The 18,459-nt window shown below is 51.5% G+C and carries 16 protein-coding genes, 1 tRNA gene and 1 pseudogene; 13 read left to right on the top strand and 5 right to left on the bottom strand.

All coding sequences use genetic code 11. The annotated features are described in order from the left end of the window. Nucleotides 1–24: 24 nt before the first annotated feature. From ACM615_RS03000 to ACM615_RS02985, 4 genes and pseudogenes are all read right to left on the bottom strand, one after another. Entirely contained in the window at nt 25–903 is an 879-nt protein-coding gene (locus ACM615_RS03000; protein ID WP_431011410.1) for a hypothetical protein, read from the bottom strand. Nucleotides 904–1,497: 594 nt separating this feature from the next. Next, nucleotides 1,498–2,466, bottom strand: a pseudogene (locus ACM615_RS02995) (tyrosine-type recombinase/integrase). A gap of 174 nt (nt 2,467–2,640) precedes the next feature. Next, nucleotides 2,641–2,715, bottom strand: a tRNA-Arg gene (locus tag ACM615_RS02990). 90 nt (nt 2,716–2,805) lie between these two features. After that, nucleotides 2,806–3,723, bottom strand: coding sequence for a formate/nitrite transporter family protein (locus ACM615_RS02985; protein WP_112287142.1), 918 nt, complete (start codon nt 3,721–3,723; stop codon nt 2,806–2,808). 248 nt (nt 3,724–3,971) lie between these two features. Between ACM615_RS02985 and ccmA the strand changes: the two genes are divergently transcribed. From ccmA to mlaA, 10 genes are all read left to right on the top strand, one after another. After that, complete coding sequence (gene ccmA / locus ACM615_RS02980) at nt 3,972–4,598, top strand: cytochrome c biogenesis heme-transporting ATPase CcmA (RefSeq protein WP_112287141.1); 627 nt, start codon at nt 3,972–3,974, stop codon at nt 4,596–4,598. A gap of 21 nt (nt 4,599–4,619) precedes the next feature. After that, a complete protein-coding gene (gene ccmB / locus ACM615_RS02975) occupies nt 4,620–5,279 on the top strand; it encodes a heme exporter protein CcmB (protein WP_431011409.1) in 660 nt (219 codons plus the stop codon). Between the two features lie 330 nt (nt 5,280–5,609). Beyond that, a complete protein-coding gene (locus ACM615_RS02970; RefSeq protein ID WP_113877006.1) occupies nt 5,610–6,347 on the top strand; it encodes a heme ABC transporter permease in 738 nt (245 codons plus the stop codon). Next, complete coding sequence (gene ccmD, locus ACM615_RS02965; protein WP_112287138.1) at nt 6,344–6,604, top strand: heme exporter protein CcmD; 261 nt, start codon at nt 6,344–6,346, stop codon at nt 6,602–6,604. The genes ACM615_RS02970 and ccmD overlap by 4 nt, the downstream gene beginning before the upstream one ends. Next, a complete protein-coding gene (gene ccmE, locus ACM615_RS02960) occupies nt 6,601–7,095 on the top strand; it encodes a cytochrome c maturation protein CcmE (RefSeq protein ID WP_112287137.1) in 495 nt (164 codons plus the stop codon). Before ccmD ends, ccmE begins: the two co-directional genes overlap by 4 nt. Continuing rightward, entirely contained in the window at nt 7,092–9,065 is a 1,974-nt protein-coding gene (locus ACM615_RS02955; RefSeq protein ID WP_112287136.1) for a heme lyase CcmF/NrfE family subunit, read from the top strand. The genes ccmE and ACM615_RS02955 overlap by 4 nt, the downstream gene beginning before the upstream one ends. Further along, complete coding sequence (locus ACM615_RS02950; protein ID WP_112287135.1) at nt 9,062–9,613, top strand: DsbE family thiol:disulfide interchange protein; 552 nt, start codon at nt 9,062–9,064, stop codon at nt 9,611–9,613. The genes ACM615_RS02955 and ACM615_RS02950 overlap by 4 nt, the downstream gene beginning before the upstream one ends. After that, nucleotides 9,610–10,095, top strand: coding sequence for a cytochrome c-type biogenesis protein (locus ACM615_RS02945; RefSeq protein ID WP_112287134.1), 486 nt, complete (start codon nt 9,610–9,612; stop codon nt 10,093–10,095). Before ACM615_RS02950 ends, ACM615_RS02945 begins: the two co-directional genes overlap by 4 nt. After that, the gene (ccmI, locus tag ACM615_RS02940) at nt 10,092–11,306 is read left to right on the top strand and encodes a c-type cytochrome biogenesis protein CcmI (RefSeq protein WP_431011408.1); all 1,215 of its coding nucleotides are present in this window, start codon (nt 10,092–10,094) and stop codon (nt 11,304–11,306) included. The genes ACM615_RS02945 and ccmI overlap by 4 nt, the downstream gene beginning before the upstream one ends. Nucleotides 11,307–11,340: 34 nt before the next feature. Then, nucleotides 11,341–12,108 (top strand): phospholipid-binding lipoprotein MlaA, encoded by a 768-nt coding sequence (gene mlaA, locus ACM615_RS02935; RefSeq protein ID WP_112287132.1) that lies wholly within the window; start codon nt 11,341–11,343, stop codon nt 12,106–12,108. 84 nt (nt 12,109–12,192) lie between these two features. On the opposite strand, the gene fadL is transcribed toward mlaA, so the two are convergent. Continuing rightward, entirely contained in the window at nt 12,193–13,470 is a 1,278-nt protein-coding gene (gene fadL / locus ACM615_RS02930) for a long-chain fatty acid transporter FadL (protein ID WP_113877010.1), read from the bottom strand. 417 nt (nt 13,471–13,887) lie between these two features. On the opposite strand from fadL, the gene ACM615_RS02925 reads away from it, so the two are divergent. From ACM615_RS02925 to fadJ, 3 genes are all read left to right on the top strand, one after another. Further along, nucleotides 13,888–14,220 (top strand): YfcZ/YiiS family protein, encoded by a 333-nt coding sequence (locus tag ACM615_RS02925; protein WP_129639070.1) that lies wholly within the window; start codon nt 13,888–13,890, stop codon nt 14,218–14,220. A 327-nt stretch (nt 14,221–14,547) separates the two neighbouring features. Further along, nucleotides 14,548–15,861, top strand: coding sequence for an acetyl-CoA C-acyltransferase FadI (gene fadI / locus ACM615_RS02920; RefSeq protein ID WP_129639069.1), 1,314 nt, complete (start codon nt 14,548–14,550; stop codon nt 15,859–15,861). Then, nucleotides 15,858–18,059 carry a fatty acid oxidation complex subunit alpha FadJ gene (fadJ, locus tag ACM615_RS02915; RefSeq protein WP_129639068.1) on the top strand — a complete coding sequence of 734 codons (2,202 nt, stop codon included), beginning with the start codon at nt 15,858–15,860 and terminating at the stop codon, nt 18,057–18,059. The genes fadI and fadJ overlap by 4 nt, the downstream gene beginning before the upstream one ends. The last annotated feature ends 400 nt before the right edge of the window (nt 18,060–18,459 follow it).

Raw genomic sequence — 18,459 nt, 5'->3', positions numbered from 1 at the left:
TATGAGGATTTTCTTGAGTATAATTTAAAGTCCTGCTTTTGATAGTATTTTAAGATTTATCTTTCTTGTGGGGCTATCTTTCCCAAGAATATCATCCAATTTTACAATGCATGAATGATATTCATTCTTAATTTCATTTGGAATGTATCTAAACCCACCTTTAAGATAGTCAGAGATTATGTTTTTTTTCACTTCATGATCAATAGATTCTAATGTATCATGCTTAAATACAAGTCCGAAATCTATGGGTTCCACGCTGCCTTCTGGAGTTTTCAAAAAGTTAGATGGTTTTGCATCACCCATAAAAAAACCATTTTTAAATAGGTCGTTAACTCCTATTAGTGTGTCTTTGAAATTTGGAGTCTTGCCGTTGATGAATGGCATTTTAATACATTTTTCTACTATAGTGGGTGGTTTTTTAAAACTCTGTATTTTTATATGATATTCATTGCACATATTTGCTTCATGCAAAATTTCATTTAGTGTTAAATTTTTCGTTTTCTTTAGAATAGATTCACCATCTTTATATACAGTTCCTCTTGATCCCTTACCCAATAATTGTTTCTCCTCATCAGGGTTGTAATTTGTTTTTAACAGTTTTTTAGCATTAACTTCCCACGAGTGAATTCGAGAGTTGATAAATGAATCATCTTTGAAGGATTTAATGGTTTTTATTTCTTTGATTAATTTTGAAACCTTTCCATAATTCACATTAGTACTACAAGGGGTGCCTCTGATTATAAATTCAGCCTCTCCATTTTTGAATTCATACTGAGTATTTGCTATGCTCACTAATTTTTCCAACGACTTACTAGATAGCGATGTATTATTTGTTTTTTTATTAATGGCGCTTTGTAAATTATCAGAGTGAATATTTATTTTTACTTTAAAAAAACTAATCATATTAAAATTACCTCAATATAGGTTTAGTGAATGGGAAGAGTGTTAGCTTCCTTCTATGATAATGGTTTTTTCGTAGATTTCTTTCAAAAAAGAGGAATTTGAAGTGCGGGCACAGCTGTGATCCCAATCACTCCCAGTTGATACTGTAATTTTTGCAGTGACTGCGAAACCCGCTGTCGCGGACCAGCAAAAGGGTGCAAAGATTCGGCAAATATTTTGCGTGAACAGAATAGATTTCGGCAGTACCAGTGGTGAACTAAACCTCTGTAATTAAAGACCAGATAAGACCGGAAATCTTCCTCGCAGTGAAACAAATAAGCAGGATGTTGACTGCAAAATTAATTTTTCCATTGTTACCCCAAACCTATCCAGCACCACAACCGAAGCCAGCTATTAGGTTGATTGCGGAATATTTCATCAGCAAGCTGTTCTTTGGTTTTTAAATCCATCGCTTGGACGGCGCTTACTGCTTTGGGAAGGATTCGACTGGATATTGGGCTCATTTGTTTGAGTCAGTCTATTTTTCAATTATTTTCGGCAGTTTGCAAAAATTAAGGGATGTGGCAAAGCTCAGCCCGTTATGGGCTGAGCTTTTTATGCTGTTGTAGTTACACTTTCCAGGTTTTCGATGTAGTCAGCGTACCACTGCATCATTTCCCGCCTCCCATTAATATATTGTGCATGGTTGTACGTTCCGTGAATTGAGTTCTTATCTACGTGAGCTAGTTGCATTTCGAACCACGCCGAGTTGAATCCCTGCTCATACAAAATAGTACTCATGGTGTGGCCCAGTCGCTCTCTTATCGTAGCCAACTCTCTTTAGAACCATATTAATGCTAGCTGCACTCATCGCTTTGTTAACATCGTTTCGTCCAGCAAAAATAAGCTGGTAGGTTCCAGTTAGTTCTTCCAATTGACGAAGGGCGCTCAAGGATTGAGTCGATAATGGGACAATGTGAGGACGTTTCATTTTCATTCTGGTTTTGGGCATTTCCCAGATACGATTATCGAAGTCTATTTCACTCCATTCAGCCAGACGTAATTCTACTGTTCTCAAACCTGTCAGCATGAGCAACCGGGTTGCGAGAAGGGTGATAAGACTTCCAGATTAACTTGATAGCTTGTGCAAAAACTTAGGCAGCTCAGCGGCGGTAAGAAAGGGGTAGTGCTGTTTATCATAGCCTTGCAAAGCGCTACCAAGATCAGCTGCTGGGTTGTGTTCGGCACGACCTGTCACAATCTCGTATCGAAAAACCTCACTACAACGCTGGCGTACTTTGCTGGCGAGCTCAGGCGCTCCTCGCTTTTCCATTCGTTGCCGGGATCCTTATCATTCGCCAATACCTTTCTTGCCTCATCTCGTTTAGTGCGAGCTTCTGCAAGTGATATGTCGTGATAGATCCCAAATGACAACTTTTTCTCTTTTCCCGCGAATCGATATGTCATCCGCCAGTACTTTGAACCGTTAGGGTTGACCTGGAGATATAACCCACCGCCATCAGCGAGTTTAAAGACTTTTTCCCTGGGTTTGACTGTATCTACCTGACTTGCATTAAGGGGCATTAGGGGCCTCATTTTTCGTTGAACAGAATAAGTCCCCTATAAGGCCCCCATAGACGTATTGATTTACGTTGAAATGGGTAGATGCCAGTTGACATAGAATTGTCGACATTGGAGGTTTCGTGCTGATTACAAGGGGGTTTTATTGATTTCGATAGACTTCAGATGAGGTATGTATGGTGTCCCCTACAGGAATCGAACCTGTAACTAGCCCTTAGGAGGGGCTTGTTATATCCGTTTAACTAAGGAGACACGGGCGCCTGTGGAAAGCGCCCGCGTAGTATACTCGTTTTTCTCGCAATAATAAGGCGTCAGGGGTCTGTTTGGTCGTTTAGTCGCCAGTCAGGGTTTTGACGCTTCTTTCTTCGCCGCTTCCATTTCCTCTTTCTTCGCTTTGGCTTTCTTCTGATTACTCATGTCGTTACGGATTTGCGCGTGGCTGATCAGTGCGAAGATAAAGGTGCCGCCAAAGATGTTTCCGGCAAGCGTCGGCAGCGCGAATGGCCAGATAAATTCGTACCAGGGAATGGCGCCCGAGAACACCAGATACAGCACTTCTACCGATCCGACCACGATGTGCGTCAGGTCGCCAATTGCCACCATGTAGGTCATCAGCATAATCACCCATAATTTGGCAGTGCCTGCGGACGGGATCATCCAGACCATGGTGGCAATCAGCCAGCCGGACACCATGCCGCCGACGAACATGCCCTCGGGGTCTTTTTCCATAATCTCCAGACTGATGGTGCGAAAAGCCTCGTCCGTGGCGGAATCGAAGAACGGCACCAGATGAAACACCAGTGCGGCCAGTCCGCCGCCGATGACGTTACCGGCCAGCACGATGCCCCACAACCGCAACAGCAGCAGAATGTTTTTGCCCGTCGTTTTTTGCATGACGGGCAATACGGCGGTGACCGTGTTCTCGGTAAATAACTGCTGGCGCGCCATGATGACAATTATGAACCCGACGGTATAACCGATATTTTCGATAAAGAAACGTTCGGGGCTGTCGGGCAGGCGGGCGTGAAGAATGCCTTTAGCCATCAGCGAGGCGCTGATGGAAAGCCCGGCGGCAATCGCCGACCACAGCAATGCCTGTCCGTCGCGCTCAAGTTCTTTCTCACCCTCCATGCGGATGACTTCATGCACAGCAGCCGCTTTCGACGGTAAATTCTCTTCTCCGGTTTCGATCTCTTTGCCCTGAGAATGTTCGTCGCTGTCGACATCTTTGTGGTCAGGGTGTTGTTTCTCGGCGGTCATGGTAATTCCCCAAAAGTACGTCAAAGTGGTTTTCAATGTGTTCCGAGATAAGCATAGGCGAGGCTGCGAGATTATGAAGAGATATACAGAAAAGTTACAAACCATTAACCCATGAACCTTATGGGACATTTTGCGGATTGTTTGCTGGATTTCAGGGTTTTCAACCCTGTAAACTGTGGCCCCCTAAGCTGCGTCGCGCCTGACGCCTGTGATATGATGCGCGCTTGTGAAAAATAAGAGACATCACCATGTTTGAAGCCCTTAACCTGAGCTGTGTACGCGATGAGCGAACCTTGTTTAGCGGCTTAAGTTTCACGATCGAACCGGGTGAAATGGTGCAAATCGAAGGCCGCAACGGCGCCGGTAAAACCAGTTTACTGCGAATTCTTGCCGGATTGTCTTCTCCGGAGGCCGGTGAGGTCCGCTGGCAGGGCGTGAATACCCGCCGCCAGCGCGATGTTTTCCATCAGCAACTGTTGTATCTCGGTCATCAGCCTGGCGTTAAGTCAGTGCTTACTGCGTATGAAAACCTTGCCTTCTATCAGTCCGTGAACGGAACTGCCAGCGCTGATGCTATTTATCAGGCGTTAGAAAATGTCGGCCTGCTGGGTTATGAAGATGTCACGGTGGCGCAGATGTCCGCCGGGCAGCAACGGCGTGTGGCGCTGGCGCGTTTGTGGCTGAGTGACGCACCGCTGTGGATCCTCGATGAACCGCTGACCGCCATTGATAAACAGGGCGTGTCCACGCTGATTGAACTGTTTGAACAACACGCGCAGCGGGGCGGAATGGTATTGCTGACCACGCATCAGGATTTACAGGGCGTTAACCGCGATGTGCGAAAAATTCGTCTGACCAGCGCTGAGCTGGCGTGACGCGAAAGGAAAATAAACAGAATGTTTACTAAGGTTCTGCGCCGCGAGCTGAAAATTGCCTTTCGCAAAAGTGCCGAAATCATTAACCCGCTGTGGTTCTTCCTGATTGTCATTACGCTGTTCCCGCTGGGGATTGGTCCTGAGCCGAAACTGCTGGCGCGGATTGCACCCGGTATCGTCTGGGTCGCGGCGCTGCTTTCTTCTTTGCTGGCGCTGGAAAGGTTGTTCCGTGATGACTATCTCGATGGCACGCTTGAGCAGCTGTTGTTATTGCCATCGCCGCTGGCGCTCACGGTTCTGGGGAAAGTATGTGCTCACTGGGTGGTAACCGGTTTGCCATTGCTGATCCTTTCCCCGCTGATTGCCTTGCTGCTTTCTCTGGATTTTGAAACCTGGAAAGCCGTCGCGCTGACGATTTTACTGGGGACGCCGACGCTGAGTTTTATCGGTGCGATTGGCGTGGCGCTGACCGTCGGACTGCGCAAGGGCGGCGTTCTGCTGAGTTTGCTGGTGCTGCCGTTGTATATTCCGGTGCTGATTTTTGCCACCGGCGCGATTGATGCGGCGTCGATGTCGATGCCCATCAGCGGTTATCTGGCGATCCTTGGCGCGATGCTGGCGGGCAGTGCCACTCTGACTCCTTTTGCCACAGCCGTCGCCTTGCGAGTCAGCGTTCATTAACCCGTCATACTTCGAGCCGCAGAGGCGTTGGCTGCTCTTCGCCACCCGAATCACTTACTCGTGTAAGCTCATCGGGATGGCGTCGTTTGCCGCCTTCCTGCAACTCGAAGTATTTAGGGTTAACTTTTACGCTGGCCTTAACACAGAATTTTTTTACGTGTCGTTACAATAGAGAAGAAAAATCGCAACCTTTGACTAACATCACACTTCTCTATAGTGAACAATAGAGACGCCGATAATAACTGCGGATGATTTTTAACTGACCGCATAAGAGCCCGGTGAGGCTCCACGGCATCACACAGTGACATTTTATAGTGAGCAACGATAACAATGTGGAAATGGTTACATCAACTCGCAAGGCCTGAACGGCTTTACCACGTCTGTGGCCGGTTCATTCCCTGGCTCGGAATTTTGGGTATTGCCTGCCTGCTGATTGGCTGGGTGTGGGGCTTTGGTTATGCACCGCCAGATTACCAGCAAGGGAACAGTTACCGGATTATGTATATCCATGTTCCGGCGGCGATCTGGTCGATGGGCATTTACAGTTCGATGGCGATTGCGGCCTTTATCGGGCTGGTGTGGCAGATGAAAATGTCCGACATGGTGGTATCCGCGATGGCACCCGTTGGCGCTGTTTTCACGTTTATCGCACTGGTCACCGGCTCCGCATGGGGCAAACCGATGTGGGGCACCTGGTGGGTGTGGGATGCACGCCTGACGTCCGAACTGGTGTTACTGTTCCTCTATCTTGGCGTGATTGCGTTGTATAACGCCTTCGACGACCGCCGTCTGGCTGGCCGTGCCGCCGGTATTCTGGTTCTGGTCGGCGTGGTGAACATTCCCATCATCCATTACTCCGTACAGTGGTGGAACACGCTGCATCAGGGCTCGACCAACATGCAGCAGACCATCGACCCGAGTATGCGTTATCCGCTGCGCTGGGCGATTTTCGGTTATCTCTTCTTCTTTATTACCCTGACGCTGATGCGTTTACGTAACCTGATTTTGGTTCAGGAGCGTCTGCGTCCGTGGGTGGCCGGTCTTGTGAATAAGGAGCGCCGCGGATGAGCCCTGCATTCTCCAGCTGGCATGATTTCTTTGCGATGGGCGGCTATGCATTTTATGTGTGGCTGTCGGTCGCGGCGACGCTGATTTCCCTGATTGCGCTGGTGGCGCATACCTTTATTCAGCGCCGTCAGATCCTCGATGAAGTTCGCCGCCGTCAGGCACGCGAAAAACGTATTAGTCAGTCTCAGTCTAAAAAACAGCAAGGCGCGCAGACGTCACCGCTGGAACCGGACACTTCCCCGGAGAAGTTATTGTGAATCCACGTCGTAAAAAGCGTTTGTCGCTGGCGCTGGTGGTGCTGATTGGCCTTGGTCTGAGCATTTCACTGGTGATGTACGCGCTGCGCTCGAATATTGATTTGTTCTATACACCCAGTGAAATTCTGCAAGGTAAAGGCGAAAACCACGAGATGCCGACGGTCGGCCAGCGCCTGCGTATCGGCGGCATGGTGATGCCCGGTTCGGTGAAGCGTGATCCGAAAAGCCTGCAGGTGAGTTTTAAAATTTATGATGCGCGCGGCGCGATTGCCGTGACTTATAACGGCATCCTTCCGGATCTGTTCCGCGAAGGGCAGGGCGTGGTGGCGCAGGGCGTGATGGAGCCGGGAAATGTAGTGAATGCCATTCAGGTTCTGGCAAAACACGACGAAAAATATGTGCCGCCGGAAGTTGCCGACGCCATGAAAGAAAACCACAAAGGGCCAGCTTCGGCTTATGTGGGTAACGATAAAGGAAATGACCGCTCATGATGCCGGAACTGGGAACATTTGCACTCTGTCTGGCGTTAGGTCTGGCGGTGTTACTGAGTATTTACCCGCAATGGGGCGCGGCGCGGCAGGATAACCGGATGATGGCGATGGCGCGTCCGTTGTCTTACGGGATGTTTGCCTGCATCGTGCTGGCGTTTGCCATTCTGGTCCATGCGTTTGTGGTGAATGATTTCACCGTCGCGTATGTCGCCAATAACTCCAATACCCGTCTGCCGGTGTATTACCGCGTGGCGGCGACCTGGGGCGCACACGAAGGTTCACTGCTGCTGTGGGTGTTATTGCTCAGTTGCTGGACGCTCGCCGTGGCATTGTTCAGCCGCCGTATGCCGCAGGATGCAGTGTCGCGCGTGCTGGCAGTGATGGGCATGATCACCGGCGGATTCCTGCTGTTTATTTTGCTGACGTCGAATCCGTTTATCCGCTCGCTGCCGAATTTCCCGGTAGATGGCAGTGATCTGAATCCGGTGTTGCAGGATATCGGGCTGATTTTCCATCCGCCATTGCTGTACATGGGGTACGTCGGTTTCTCAGTGGCGTTCGCGTTTGCCATTGCCTCGCTGATGGCCGGACGTCTGGACACCGCGTGGGCGCGCTGGTCGCGTCCGTGGACACAAGCTGCGTGGGTATTTCTGACCATCGGTATCGTGCTCGGTTCTGCCTGGGCGTATTACGAATTAGGCTGGGGCGGCTGGTGGTTCTGGGATCCGGTTGAGAACGCCTCCTTTATGCCATGGCTCGCCGGGACAGCGCTGATCCACTCGCTGGCCGTGACCGAAAAACGCGGGACGTTCAAAGCCTGGACGGTGCTGCTGGCGATCACCGCCTTCTCACTGTGTCTGCTCGGGACGTTCCTGGTGCGTTCCGGCGTGCTGGTTTCGGTTCACTCGTTTGCCTCAGATCCGGCGCGCGGCATGTTTATTCTCGCGTATCTGGTGATTGTGATCGGCGGCTCGCTGCTGCTGTATGCCTTCAAAGGCAATTCGGTGCGTGCGCCAAGCCGGCACGAATTGCACTCTCGCGAAAGCTATCTGCTGGGTAATAACGTGCTGCTGGTGGCGGCGATGCTGGTGGTATTGCTCGGAACATTGTTGCCGCTTATCCACAAACAGCTCGGACTGGGCAGTATTTCTATCGGCGAACCTTTCTTTAATACGATGTTTACCTGGCTGATGGCTCCGCTGGCATTGCTGCTGGGGATCGGCCCGCTGGTGCGCTGGCGTCGTGATGAGCCCAGCAAACTGTGGCGTCGTCTGGGTGTTGCGCTGGTCGTCACGCTTGTCTTGTCGATTCTTCTGCCGTGGTTGTTGCAGGACAAAATTGTTGGCATGACCGTGGTCGGTCTGCTGATGTCGGTGTGGGTGATTGTGCTCACGCTGATGGAACTGCACGAGCGCGCGACGCACCGTCATTCGTTCTGGCGCGGCCTGACCAAACTTTCCCGCAGCCACTGGGGCATGGTGCTCGGCCATCTCGGCGTAGCGGTGACCGTTATCGGCATCGCCTTTAGCCAGAATTACAGTGTTGAACGTGATGTGCGCATGAAGTCCGGCGATACCGTGGATATTCATGATTATCACTTTATCTTCCGCGACGTTCGCGACATCACCGGCCCGAACTATACCGGCGGTGAGGCGAATATCGATGTGACGCAGAACGGCAAGAAAGTCACCACGCTGCATGCTGAAAAACGCTTCTACAGTGTGGCGCGCAGCATGATGACTGAAGCGGCGATCGACGGCAATCTGGCGCGTGACCTGTATGCAGCGCTGGGTGAGGAGATGGACGACGGCTCGTGGGCAGTGCGTTTGTACTACAAACCGTTTGTCCGCTGGATCTGGCTGGGCGGCCTGTTTATGGCGGCCGGCGGCGTACTGTGTATTCTCGATCCGCGTTATCGCATGAGTAAAAAACTCAAGAAACAAGGTCTGGCGGAGGCTGAAGAAGCATGAACCGTAAACTCCTCTTTATTCCGCTGATCTTGTTCCTGGCGCTGGCTGCGGCTTTTCTGGTGCAACTGACGCGCAATGCCAACGGCGACGATCCGACGCTGCTGGAATCTGCGCTGATCGGCAAACCGGTGCCGGTGTTCAAACTGGAATCACTGGCGCAGGCCGGTAAAACCTACGATCAGTCGGTATTGCGCGACGGCAAACCCATGTTGCTCAACGTCTGGGCGACCTGGTGCCCGACCTGCCGCGCCGAGCATGATTATCTGAATACGCTGGCGGCGAAAGGTGTACGCGTGGTTGGCCTGAACTACAAAGACGACCGGCAGAAAGCGGTCAGCTGGCTCAATACACTGGGCAATCCTTACATGCTGAGTCTGTACGACGGCGACGGTATGTTAGGACTCGACCTCGGTGTGTATGGTGCGCCGGAAACCTTCCTGATCGACGGAAAGGGTATTATTCGTTATCGCCATGCCGGTGATTTGAATGAGAAAGTCTGGCAGAACGAAGTATTGCCGCTGTACAAAAAATACGGAGGCAATGCATGAAGCTGATTTCCTCCTTACCTGCGTTGCTGCTGGGCATGATGCTGAGTATCACCGCCTTTGCGGCCATTGATACTTATCAGTTTTCCTCTCCGGCTCAGGAGCAGGAATACCGTGATATCACAGCGCAGCTGCGCTGTCCGAAATGTCAGAACACCAATATTGCAGCGTCGGATTCTATTATCGCGGCGGATATGCGCACCAAAGTTTTCCAGCTGCTTCAGCAGGGGCAGAACAAAAAGCAAATCGTGGATTACATGGTCGCACGTTACGGCAACTTTGTGACCTACGAACCGCCGGTGACGCCATCCACCTTTATATTGTGGCTCGGGCCGGTGCTGGTGGTCATTATCGGCGCAGCCATGATTTTTATGCGTTCCCGCCGGGGCGAAGTGCGTTTGCAAAATACGACCGAAGAAATGTCAGAACAAGAGAGACAGCGCCTGGCGCAGTTACTTAAAGACAGCGACAGGAAAGGATCATGAGTATTTTTTGGCTGTGCATTGTAGTGATGCTGGTTGTTGCACTGGCGCTGTTAATTGTGCCGGTTATTCGCGGCGACCGCGCGGAACACACGTCCCGCGATGCGCTGAATAAAGCGTTTTATCATCACCGTCTGACTGAGCTGGAAGAAGACGAAGCGCAGGGCGTGGTAGACGAGCGTCCGGCGCATATTCAGGAATTGCAGGAAAACTTACTGACCGATATTCCGGCGGGTCAGGCGCCTGCGGCCATTCAGCCGATTGGCCGCTGGACGCTGGTGCCCGGCGCTATCCTGCTGGTGATCATCACGCTGGGTTTATATCTCTATGCCGGAGGTCTGGGCCAGGTGAGTGCGTGGAATCAGGTCATGCAGCACATGCCGGATTTGCGCCATCGTATTGCCGATGATCATGGTGCGCCGCTGACCGCTGCGGATGTGCAGGATTTAGGGCTCGGATTGCGTACCGATTTACAGGCAAATCCGGATAATGTGCAGGACTGGGTGATGCTTGGTCGCGTGGGGATGGCGCTCAATAATGCCGCCACCGCGACACAGGCTTATGCTCATGCGTATCAGCTTGCGCCGAACGACATGTCAGTGAAACTGGGTTATGCCGAAGTGCTGACCCGTTCTTCTGATCCGCAAGATAACCTTACCGGCGGCAATCTTTTACGCAGTATGCTGGAAAAATCTCAGGGTGATCTGCGTGTGTTAAGTCTGCTGGCCTATAATGAATATGAGCAGGGGCATTATCCGCAAGCCATTGGCGCGTGGGAAGTTATGCAGAAAATCCTGCCAGCCGGTGATAAACGCCTTGAGATGGTTAACGCCAGTATTGCGCAGGCAAAACAAAAAGCCGGTCTTGATCAGGTTAAACTGGCGGTAAACGTGACGCTTTCTGCGGATGCGCAGCAGAAACTTCCGCAGTATGGCACGGTCTTTATTTCCGTGACAGATGGCAGCAGTCCGGTGCCGGTTGCGGTGAAAAAGCTGCCGCTGAGCCGCTTCCCGCTGGCGATTACTGTCGATGACAGTAACGCAATGATGCCGGAACGCTTGCTTTCTTCGCTGCATCAATTAAAAGTACGCGTTCGTATTTCACAGAATGGTCTGGCAACGCCAGCCTCAGGTGACTGGTACGGCGACAGTCCGCTGACTGATTTTTCCGGCAACGGTCAGGTCAGCATTGAGATTAATCAGCAGGTTCCTTAATCAGGAACCGACGATCAAAAACAGGGAGATATCCATGAACTTACGCCTGACTGGGCTGGCGTTTGCGACAGTTTTACTGGTCGGTTGTGCCGGTACATCCGGATCTTCGGACAGCGAACAGCAGGGACGTTCTGATCCGCTCGAAGGTTTCAACCGGGTGATGTTCGACTTCAACTATAACTATATGGATCCTTACCTTGTGCGGCCTGTTGCCGTCGCATGGCGTGATTACGTGCCACAACCGGCGCGTAACGGGACCAGTAACTTCCTCAGCAACCTCGATGAACCCGCCAGCATGGTCAACTCCTTGCTGAAAGGCGATCCGTACCGTGCTGCAATCCACTTCAACCGTTTCTTCCTGAACACGCTTCTGGGGATGGGCGGTCTGATTGACGTGGCCGGTATGGCGAACCCGAAACTGGCACGCGAAGAAGCCCAGGGCTTCGGTAGTACGCTCGGTCATTATGGTGTCGGTTACGGTCCGTACGTGGTTCTGCCTGGTTACGGCAGCGCGACTGTGCGTGACGAAGGTGGCGATCTGGTGGATGATTTGTATCCGATGCTCAGCTATCTGACATTCTGGATGTCAGCCGGTAAATGGGTACTGGAAGGCGTCGAAACCCGTGCAGAACTTCTCGATTCAGATGGTCTGATCCGTAACTCTTCTGATCCGTATCTGTTTATCCGTGAAGCTTACTTCCAGCGTCACGACTTCCTGGCAAGAGGCGGTCAGCTGACGCCACAGGAAAACCCGAATGCGGCATTGATTCAGGGTGACCTGAAAGATATCGACTCGGAATAACGGTTCCGGAGATACAAAAAAAGCGCCTTTGGGCGCTTTTTTCATATCTGACGTAACATTCAGTTCATCAGAAGCTTTGGTTCATCAGAAGCTATAGTTAAAGTTAGCGCCGTACAGCATAGCGGTGCCTTTAGCCTGGAATTCATAGTTCGGCACGCCATCAGCCACTTTCTCGCTGATATTCACCGTCTGGCCATGCATGTAAGACACACCCACATCGACGGATGCATCTTTATTGAAGGCATACGTGGTACCCGCAGAAACCCAGAAGCGGTCCTGATCCGGGATAGAAATGGTGCGGTTATCAGCCGGAACCGGACTGTCATCGAAGGCGATACCGGTACGGAACGTCCAGTTATCATCGTAGTAATACGTGGTACCTAACGCGATGCGATAAGCATCATGGTAGCCTTCTTCTTTCTGGAACAGGGTCTGGCCGTTAGAACCGGTAGCTTTCAGCTCCTGGAACTGGCTCCAGCTGGTGTAAGCCAGGCTGTAGTGAATCGCCCATTTCGGTGCCACTTTGTTATAACCGGACACTTCCCACATTTCTGGCAGGTTCAGGGTCAGGGAACCCGGAACGGTGTGACCGCCTGTGCCGCCTAACGCCTGAGGAATGCCGTTGCGGTACTCGCCGTCAAAGTCGATTTTAACTTCTGAGCGATAAGTAAAGCCGTAACGGTTATTGTCATCGACTTCATAAAGAATACCGGCGTTCCAGCCGTAGCCCCACTCGTCGCCTTTCAGCTTGGCGGCTTCAGTATCTGCTGGCAGTAAGCCGCCGGTTTTAATCGGCACCAGTTCACCGGCAGTACGACGGATTTTTGCTTTCGCGTAGACGGCATCAAAGCCCAAACCGAAGCTGAAATTCTGGTTCAAACGGTAAGCAACACTTAAGTTAGTGTTTATGGTGGTGAGATCTGTTTCACCGCCAATCGGGCCTGCCGGATAGTTATCGCTAAATTCTGTCGCCAGACCGTAGTTAGACGTCGCAGATGCGCCAACCGCCCATTGATCATCCAGCGGCATAATAAAGTGGATATTCGGCACCCACTGATTTGGCGCAATATTATCATCACTGGTGCTGGCACCGGTGACCGGGGATTTCCCCGTCACGCTGACGTCCGGGTCGACATAAATCGCGCCCATAGAAAACGCCGGACGATTAAACATGGTCATGGTTGCCGGGTTACGGCTACCGGATGCGGCGGTGTCAGCAATAGCACCTTCGCCTGAGAATGAACGACCTAAACCCGCAGCAGTATATTCATTTAACTGAAAACCTGCCGCGTATACGTTGGAGGAAACAATTGCCACTGCAGCTGCCAGAGCTGATCTTTTAAACAGGTTTTTCTGGTTCATGACCAAAACCTCAATATTATGTTTTTTATCAAACAATGTTACATCAAGTAACAATGAGCGCGGGATTGTAGGGTTCGTTATCAGTCTGACAAATCAGACCAGTGAGCGAAGTATAGGTCTGACCTGTGGTGTAGTTGCAATAATGTTTCATTGATATTTAAGAAATGATGCAAGAAATTGGATCCACTTAACAAAAAACCAACAATAAAAGTTCAATTAAGAAACGTTAAAGTAAGAACGATGACGTAGTTTTAATCGATTACTTACATATACGTGATCTGGATCACTTCAAAGGCACATAATAAGTAAGTGCTAGTGTGTTGCCAGAACGGTGGCGTAAAATACAGGCTGGAAATAAAACTTTATTCGCAAACAGGCCAGACGGTGGACGTTGCCGTTGATGCCGGGGAGAAAATTATGTCTGACGTAACCATGTCCTCTAAATCCACCCAACCTCTGCACTCCATCAACAAATGCGGCGCAGAAGAAACCGCAGCCTGCTGCTGTGTTGATGTGGGCACCATCATGGATAACACCGATTGCACCGCATCTTACAGCCACGTTTTTGAAAATGAAGCACAGGCTAAAGAAACGCTGGAAGCCCTGACCGAACGCGCACGCGGCGTCGAATCCGAGCCTTGCGAAATCAAGAGCCGTATCGAAAAAGTGGAAGGCGGCGTTGAGCTGAATATCGATTTCACTTTCAGCTGCCAGGCAGAAACCATGATCTTCCAGTTAGCCTTGCGCTGATCCCCGTCATACTTTGAGCCGCAGATGCGTTGGCTGCACTCAGTAACCCGAATCACTGACTTATGTCAGCTCATCGGGATTACTTCGATTGCCGCCTTTCTGAGACTCAAATTATTTAGGGGAAGTTTTAAATTGTAATACCGCTTATATAAGCGGTATTTTTTTGTCCGCTATTTCTGCCCGCTGCCTTTCTTCTCATTCTTATTTCAGAAAAATTTGCTGTTGCTCGCACTTCATTGCCTTTCACTTTGCCAAATGTAAATACATAGTTAAAACTGAGTTATCAGGTCTGACCTCTTAAGACCCTATTTTTTCTCAGGAGCTTGTATGAATAAAGTCATTCCACTGGTGACACGTGAAGGCGATCGCATTGCGATTGTCGATGGTTTGCGTACGCCGTTTGCCAAACAGGCCACCGCCTATCACGGCATTCCCGCCGTAGACCTCGGCAAAATAGTGGTCAGTGAGTTACTGGCGAAAAGTGGGATCGACCCGAAGATCATCGATCAGCTGGTATTCGGGCAAGTCGTGCAGATGCCGGAAGCACCAAATATTGCGCGCGAAATCGTCCTCGGCACCGGCATGAATGTGTCGACTGACGCCTACAGCGTTTCGCGTGCCTGCGCCACCAGTTTTCAGGCGGTCGCCAACGTCGCGGAAAGCATTATGAGCGGCACGATCAGCGTCGGGATTGCAGGCGGAGCCGATTCGTCTTCGGTTCTGCCGATTGGCGTCAGCAAACGTCTCGCCCGCGCCCTGGTGGACGTCAACAAAGCGCGCACGCTGTCGCAGCGTCTGTCCATTTTCAGCAAACTTAAACTGCGCGACCTGATGCCAGTTCCGCCTGCTGTGGCAGAATATTCCACCGGTCTGCGCATGGGCGATACTGCGGAACAGATGGCGAAAAGTCATAATATTTCCCGCGAACAGCAGGATGAACTCGCGCACCGTTCTCACACGCTGGCGGCACAGGCGTGGGAGCAGGGCTATCTGAATTCTCAGGTGATGGCCGCGCAGGTTCCGCCTTACCGTGAAGTGCTGCAAAAAGACAACAATATCCGCCTGAATTCTGAAATCGGGCAATACGCCAAATTGCGTCCGGCGTTTGATCGCAAACACGGCACCGTGACCGCCGCGACCAGTACGCCGCTGACCGACGGCGCGGCCGCGGTACTGATGATGAGCGAATCGCGGGCGCGTGAACTCGGTTTGCAGCCTCTCGGTTATCTGACAAGTTTTGCGTTTGCCGCCATCGACGTGTGGGAAGACATGCTGCTTGGTCCGGCTTATGCCACGCCGCTGGCGCTGGATCGTGCCGGTCTGACGCTCGGTGATCTTGACCTGATTGATATGCACGAAGCATTTGCCGCGCAGACCCTGGCGAATATCAAAATGTTAGCCAGTGATGAATTTGCCCGTGAGAAACTTGGCCGCAGTCAGGCAGTTGGCGAAATAGACTGGGATAAATTTAACGTTCTGGGCGGATCACTGGCTTACGGCCATCCTTTTGCCGCGACTGGCGCACGAATGATCACCCAGACTTTGCATGAATTACGCCGTCGTGGCGGAAAATACGGGCTGACGACGGCCTGTGCCGCCGGTGGCTTAGGCGCAGCAATGATTCTGGAGGCAGCGCAATGAGGGATAATATGGAAAACCCAAACATTCCGGAAATCACTCCGGCAGAACCGGTTTCTGCTTTTTCACTGATGTTCACCGCGGAGCACATCGGGATTATCACCATCGACGTTCCCGGCGAAAAGGTGAATACCTTAAAGGCTGAATTCGCTCAACAAATTTGTACCATTCTGCAAAAAGCCCAGCAATATCCCAGTCTGAAGGGGCTGGTGCTGGTTTCCGGTAAATCCGACTCATTTATTGCCGGTGCGGATATCACCATGATATCGGGTTGTAAGAGCGCCGATGAGGCCAGCAATCTGGCGCGAAAAGGGCAGACGGTGATGTCGCAGATCGCTTCGTTTCCGGTGCCCGTTGTTGCGGCCATCCACGGTGCCTGTCTGGGCGGCGGACTTGAACTGGCGCTGGCGTGTCATTCACGCGTCTGTTCCCTCGATGATAAAACGCAACTCGGCCTCCCGGAAGTGCAGCTTGGCCTGCTGCCGGGCTCCGGCGGCACACAGCGTCTTCCGCGTTTAATCGGTGCGCCGAAAGCACTGGATATGATGCTTACCGGTCGCAGCATTCGCGCGAAACAGGCGCTGAGAATGGGACTGGTGGATGACGCGGTACCTTATTCAATTTTGCTGCAAACGGCACTTGAGCGCGTGGCGAAAGGGCGTCAGTCACGTCCGCCATTGCCGTGGCAGGCGCGGCTGGCCGGTGGCCCGTTGGGCAAAAGTGTGCTGTTCCATTTTGTGCGCAAACAGACCCGTGCCAAAACGCACGGTAATTACCCGGCGACCGAAAAAATTATTGATGTGGTGAAAACCGGTCTCGATCAGGGCAGCGGCAACGGCTATCAGGCTGAAGCGAAATCCTTTGGCGAACTGGTCATGACGCCGGAATCGGCGGCATTGCGCGGCCTGTTTTTCGCATCCACTGCGCTGAAAAAAGAGAAGGGTGGCGATGCCGAACCCTTGCCGGTACGCCATGTGGGCATTCTGGGCGGCGGCCTGATGGGCGGTGGTATCGCCAACGTCACTGCCACCAAAGCCGGACTGCCGGTACGCATCAAAGATATTAATCAGGAAGGCATCCGTCATGCGCTGAAATACAGCTGGGATTTGCTGGAGAAAAAGGTGCGCAGCCGCAGGCTGACCCGTAATGAACAGCAACGCCAGATGATGCTGATTTCCGGCACCACCGATTACAGCGGTTTTGCGCAGATTGATATCGTGGTGGAAGCGGTGTTTGAGGATTTGTCTCTCAAACAGTCGATGGTGGCGGAAATCGAGAATAACGCCGCTCCGCGCACAATATTTGCTTCAAACACATCTTCACTGCCTATCCATAAGATTGCAGAGCAGGCCAGCCGGCCTGAACAGGTGATCGGCCTGCACTATTTTAGTCCGGTGGATAAGATGCCGCTGGTGGAAGTGATACCCCATGCAGGAACCAGTGCGCAGACGATTTCGACCACAGTTTCCCTGGCGAAGAAACAGGGGAAAACAGCGATTGTGGTCGGCGACAGCGCCGGATTCTACGTAAACCGCATTCTGGCGCCGTACATCAATGAAGCTGCCCGCTGTTTGCTGGCGGGCGAACCCGTCGATCACATCGATAAAGCGCTGGTGAATTTTGGTTTTCCGGTCGGCCCGATACAGTTGCTGGATGAAGTCGGTATTGATGTCGGCACTAAAATAGGTCCGATTCTGGTGGATGCATTTGGTGAGCGTTTTGCTGCGCCATCGGGTTTTGATGCTGTGCTGAAAGACGATCGCAAAGGGCGTAAGAACGGCAAAGGTTTCTATCTCTACGGGCAAAAAGGCCGGACGGCGAAGAAGAAACAGGTCGATCCTGCGATTTACCGGCTGCTGAATGTCACGCCGAAAGCGCAGCAGTCGGAAGAAGAGATTGCGCAGCGCTGTGTGATGCTGATGCTTAACGAAGCGGTACGTTGTCTGGATGAACAGGTGATCCGCAGTGCGCGGGATGGTGACCTGGGGGCAGTGTTCGGCATTGGCTTCCCGCCATTCCGTGGTGGTCCGTTCCGTTACATAGACACGCTCGGTGCAGCGAACGTGGTGAAAACGCTGGATCAGCTGGCGCAACGCTATGGCGAGCATTTCCGGCCATGCGAAGGGCTGGTGCGCAGGGCTGAGCAGGGCGAGCCCTGTTTTTTGACAGACGGCCCCGGTGAAAAGGTCAGTAAAGTGTGACAGCTGTCACTGCTTATTACTGAGTTTCGCGGGAATCTGGAATAGATCCTGCTTGTGGCCAGCCGAAGGCCTGCGGGATCTTTTTTATGGTGAGACTGACTTTGTACAGAAACAATCCCAAACGATTGATCTACAACCCAAGTGGTTAAATAATCGCCTGAGCAGTTTACAAGCAGTAAGTGTTGGTGTAAAAAACAGCGTTTTCTTTACGTGAACTTTCAGGCAAAATGCCCGACCGCTGATACTTACCATGCAAAGCATGTGGGCACAGCCGGTTAAGTGGATGTACTGCCTTACAGCTATCTTGTAATGAGAAAGGTCATTTGAAATATGATGAAAAACAGCTGGGCAATGGGTAATACAGCACGCACGGCGTTTCTGTATAGCGCTATTTTTGTTA

This window comes from Rahnella sp. PAMC25617 (assembly GCF_050606005.1).
Lineage (GTDB): Bacteria > Pseudomonadota > Gammaproteobacteria > Enterobacterales > Enterobacteriaceae > Rahnella > Rahnella variigena.
This window is presented reverse-complemented; position numbering and strand designations above follow the sequence as displayed.